The sequence below is a fragment of the Helicobacter bilis ATCC 51630 genome (genome assembly GCF_000686565.1).
Taxonomy (GTDB): Bacteria; Campylobacterota; Campylobacteria; order Campylobacterales; family Helicobacteraceae; genus Helicobacter_A; species Helicobacter_A bilis.
Genome location: NZ_JMKW01000087.1, coordinates 1 through 4,643 on the forward strand (window position 1 = coordinate 1; position 4,643 = coordinate 4,643).

6 protein-coding genes are annotated in these 4,643 nt (G+C 30.6%); all 6 read left to right on the forward strand.

What is annotated here, in order from left to right:
* The first annotated feature begins 383 nt into the window (after positions 1-383).
* The 6 genes from T368_RS0110915 (at position 384) to T368_RS0110950 (ending at position 4,480) form a co-directional block, all read left to right on the forward strand.
* Entirely contained in the window at positions 384-968 is a 585-nt protein-coding gene (locus T368_RS0110915; protein WP_138160966.1) for a M23 family metallopeptidase, read from the forward strand.
* A 21-nt stretch (positions 969-989) separates the two neighbouring features.
* Positions 990-1,469 (forward strand): hypothetical protein, encoded by a 480-nt coding sequence (locus T368_RS0110920; protein ID WP_004084909.1) that lies wholly within the window; start codon positions 990-992, stop codon positions 1,467-1,469.
* Between the two features lie 42 nt (positions 1,470-1,511).
* Positions 1,512-1,955: a hypothetical protein gene (locus T368_RS0110925; RefSeq protein ID WP_004084911.1), complete on the forward strand. Its 444-nt coding sequence runs from the start codon at positions 1,512-1,514 to the stop codon at positions 1,953-1,955.
* A 95-nt stretch (positions 1,956-2,050) separates the two neighbouring features.
* Positions 2,051-2,545, forward strand: coding sequence for a hypothetical protein (locus T368_RS0110930; RefSeq protein ID WP_004084913.1), 495 nt, complete (start codon positions 2,051-2,053; stop codon positions 2,543-2,545).
* A 398-nt stretch (positions 2,546-2,943) separates the two neighbouring features.
* Positions 2,944-3,624: a hypothetical protein gene (locus tag T368_RS16935; protein WP_004084915.1), complete on the forward strand. Its 681-nt coding sequence runs from the start codon at positions 2,944-2,946 to the stop codon at positions 3,622-3,624.
* Between the two features lie 142 nt (positions 3,625-3,766).
* Positions 3,767-4,480, forward strand: a complete 714-nt coding sequence (locus T368_RS0110950) for a hypothetical protein (protein WP_004084916.1) — start codon at positions 3,767-3,769, stop codon at positions 4,478-4,480.
* Positions 4,481-4,643: the final 163 nt, after the last annotated feature.

Consider the following 4,643-nt stretch of genomic DNA (forward strand, 5'->3'; position numbering starts at 1 on the left):
AAAAAGGATACATAAAAGGATACACAAAAAGTAAAAAGGCTTTTTTACTTAGTGTTTAGAGTATCGGTATTTAGGGCGTTTGGAGTTAAAAAAGTGTATTATTATTAAAGTAATGCATACAAATAGACAATATATCCCTTATCTCATTATCTCAAAAAATATATTATCTAGATATATATGATGAAAACAACAACAAAGTAGGAACTATTACAAACAACAATACACAAAATATAATCAATACAGAACTTTTAATATATGATATATTCTGTGATTTTGCAAATTTATTGCTAAAATATCAAAGAGAATATGCTGCAAATAGAATAAAGCTAGAGGTGGAGTATGGAAGAAACAATGAAATTATATTTCCGCTTAAAGTAAAGCCATTGAATGACAAAGGATTGCTTTATGATTGGAGTATTAAAAACCCAACCGATACAAATGCAACCCAAACTATTTATGGACGAAATAGAAATGGCGGGGCAAGAAAACATGCAGCAAGGGATTTATATACAGATTTCTTTGAAAGAAATATTAAAAACCCAAAATCTAATATAGAAATTGTCGCAATTGCTGATGGAGAGGTTTTAGACAAAAGAGATTTTTATCTTGACACCAAACAAGTTACAATTCTGCATGAAACTTCTAAATATGGCAAATTTATTGTAAGATATGGAGAACTAGATAGTAGTAGAATCTTGGTTAATATAGGAGATAAGGTGAAGCAAGGGCAAGTGATTGGTTATGCTGGTTTGATGTTGAAGAATGGTATTCACCCAAGTATCGTTCCTCATAAACAAGTAATGATGCTCCATTTTGAATTGTATAAAGATGGTAGCAAAATAGATGTTAAAAAAGGAGGTAAAGATATTTTGAGTATAGCAGGAAATATTTTTGAAAGAAGAAATGATATAGCTGACCCTTTAGAGATTCTACAAGAGGGTTATAAAAATACTTTTGGTGAGAATTAATTTATTAAATAAGGAGAAGAAATGAAAAAATTAGTCTTTGTTTTACTTAGTGTTATTTGTGTCTATGCAAATCCTGCAAACACTATTACTAAAAGTTGTGATAAGAGTTATAATGAGATAAGATGTGGGAATGACTTATGTATTGCAAGTAGATGTTTTTACAAAAACCTTTCAAGTATAGAGGAAGCCTTTCAATTTTATCTTAAGGAACAAATACAGCAAGAAACTCTTGAAAAGCCAGCAAACCGATACTTGCTTGTGCTTAAATATATGCTTAACACTCCTTTACCAAAGGTTGGTGAGAGTAATAAATATACTGCTGATATTAGAGATTATGATGCTGTTAGAGATGGGTATCAAAATATATGTAATTTTGAGTTTAAACGCACAAAAGATAGTTTAATTATAAATTTTGATGCTTGTGTTGAAGAAGAGCATTCCCTTACCTTTATACAAAAAGCTGGTTATATTGAGATTTTAGATATAGTGGAAGCTTTGTAAATAAGGAGAGAGAGGGTTATAAAATACTTTTGGGAGTGATGAATGAAAAAGTTAATTTTATTGTTGGGTTGTTTGGTTTTTGCGTATGCACAATTAGTTATAGAGAGAGAAAATGATTCCAAATATCAGCAAGAGGTTTGCGGTGATGATTATGAGTGCTCCGCTTATGAAGACTTTATCCCCAATGTGGATATTTTAGAGGCTTTTAAACAAGACTTGCAAAAAGAAATTAAATTTCCAAAATATGATGTAAGAGCACTAATTTATAGGCAAATCATTACCATGAATTTACCCAATGATAATGAGATTCTAAAGAAAACTATTGTTATTACAGTAGAGAGTGGTGATTTAGATGTAAAAATAGAACTCACAAGGAGTAAAAATAGGCTTGTAGCTATGTATATTGTTGAAGCAGAAGAAAGTATAAAAACTTATATAAAGACTCCTAATGGAGTTAAAATCCTTAATAAAACTTCAATGTTGTGAACCAATCAGATGATATAGCTGACCCTTTAGAGATTCTACAAGAGGGTTATAAAAATACTTTTGGCGAGAATTAATTTATTAAATAAGGAGAAGAAATGAAAAAGTTAGTCTTTGTTTTACTTAGTGTTATTTGCGTCTATGCAAATCCTGCAAACACTACTATTACTAAAAGTTGTGATAAGAGTTATAATGAGAAGATATGTGGAGATGATCCCCTATGCAGTGCAAGCAGATGTTTTTATAAAAACCTTTCAAGTATAGAGGAAGCTTTTCAATTTTATCTCAAGGAAGAAATACAGCAACAGGAATCTCTTGGTGATATAGAATATAACAACTCATACTTACTTGTGCTTAAATATATGCTTACCATTCCTTTACCAAAGGTTGGTGAGAGTAGTAAATATACCGCTAATATTAGAGATTATTATGCTGTTAGAGATGGGTATCAAAATATATGTAATTTTGAGTTTAAACGCACAAAAGATAGTTTAATTATAAATTTTAATGCTTGTTATGAAGAAGAGCATTCCCTTATCTTTATACAAAAAGCTGGTTATATTGAGATTGCAAAAACAATGATGGCTTTATAAATGATTTTACATAAGCTTTCTAAAGATATTAGAATCCATAAAACAAGATACTTCTTTGCCTAAAGGAAGCTATTATCTCTATATCAAAGATATAGAAGAATCTCTAAAGATTAGAACAGATTACTTATACACAAGAGCAAGTGGATATAAAGCTCTTAATATCTATACCATAGATACAAACAATCAATACAAAATCTCTTACTTTAACAATCCATTAGATAATATCCCTTATCCTAAAGGCACTACCTTTCTTATAACACCTAACACCAAATACACCAATACCTACACATTATACAGATGAAAAAATAAAAATATGTCTCAAAGGAAGCAGAACTTATAAAGACTTTATATTGAATCTCAAACAAAAGATAGATACTCTCAAAACTCAAGGTTATGAGATGGAGAGAGTAAGGTTGGAAGTGGGGTATGGCACAGGGGAAATGGTGTTAGAAGTGGTAAGGAAGTGGGAGTATAGCCCAAACAATGCAGATTTTCAATATTGGGCTACTATTAGTGAATTTAGCTTAAAGTTGGATGGTGAGATAGTAAAAGATTCAGAGAATCAAGAAATAAAGGGCTATATTATAGAACCAGCAGGAATGAATCCGGAAATCAACAAAACTGCTGAGGAGCAGCAAAAAACAGCGGGTGGAGACATAAGAATACCAGCAGGAGAATACGAGGTGTTTTGGAAAAAGTCAGATATTAGCAAACCTGCTTTAATGATAGAAAATCCAAAAAATAAAGAAATATATTTAAATGATTTGCAAGACACAATAAGAAACTTAGGCATGAATATAGAGCAGCTTTCTTGCAATGTCGTGGTTTGCAAACACAATAAAAATGATAGAAAAACTTTTGGAACGAAACATATTCATATTGTTCCTCAACTTAAACCAAAAAATACAAATACCACAATAATAGGCAAAAGTCGAGACGGGATTCTTATACACTATGGTGATACGGGCGAATGGAGCACGGGATGTCTTTTGCCAACAAATGAATTGAGATGGAAAAAAGAAAGATGGATAGCCAAAGATAGAGATAGCACAATTAATGCTATTGCAGATTGTATATAGCTATCATTAAACACGATTCAGAAGCCTTTAAACATTATGCACTTGGTGCAAATAATTTTACAAAAAGCACAATCAAAAAATTTATTGTTAAAATCACAGAGTACGATAAGATCGAATCTTATCCGCCACTTAAGGAGAAATAATGCGTTTAATAATATTTGTATTTTGTATTGCTTATAGTATTGTTTATGCTAGCGGTAGTGTGCATTTTGCACATTTCCAAGATATGTTATCAAGCCAAACTTCATATAATAGCACACTTCAAAAAGATAAAGAAACGACCGATAAAATATACCACAAAGGGACAATAACATTAAGCGGAGTGTTAGAATGGCAAATGTATCGAGAGGAAGTAGATTTTTATTGGCGTTTAGTGTTTTTTCCTGATGTGCCAAGTGCCTTGCCTAGACTCTTTGAATATGATACGCAAGCGATTTTTCTAAATGATGCACTCAAAAGAAATATTGAGTTTCAAAAAAATAGTTTTTTACAAATTTATAATGTTTTGCCAAACCAATTAAATCAAGCAGATGAGTATATTTTAGGTGGGATAGCAATACGCGCAACACTGACTTTGGAAAATTATTACATTGAAAAACATTTAGATAGTGAGGCTGATGCAAGGTATTATGCAATTGCCAAAATAGATTCTACGCAAACATTAAATAATGTAAGAAAGCCATTATATTACCCCAGCGTTACAAAAAACACTCCAAACGCCCTAAATACCGATACTCTAAACACTAAGCAAAAAAGCCCTTTTTACTTTTTGTGTATCCTTTTGTGTATCCTTTTTTCATTACTACATAAAATTACAAGTAAAATAACACATATTCTAAAGATTTTAACCCTTTAAAATACCCTTACATTATAACTTAAAATCTAATCCTTTTTTATATGACTTTTATCTAGTGAGTATATATTACATTTTCACTTTACAAAGTGTTACAAACTAAGCAATACAAAATTACAAATTAATTAATACTTTGATACAAATTAAAATTACACACAATACAAAA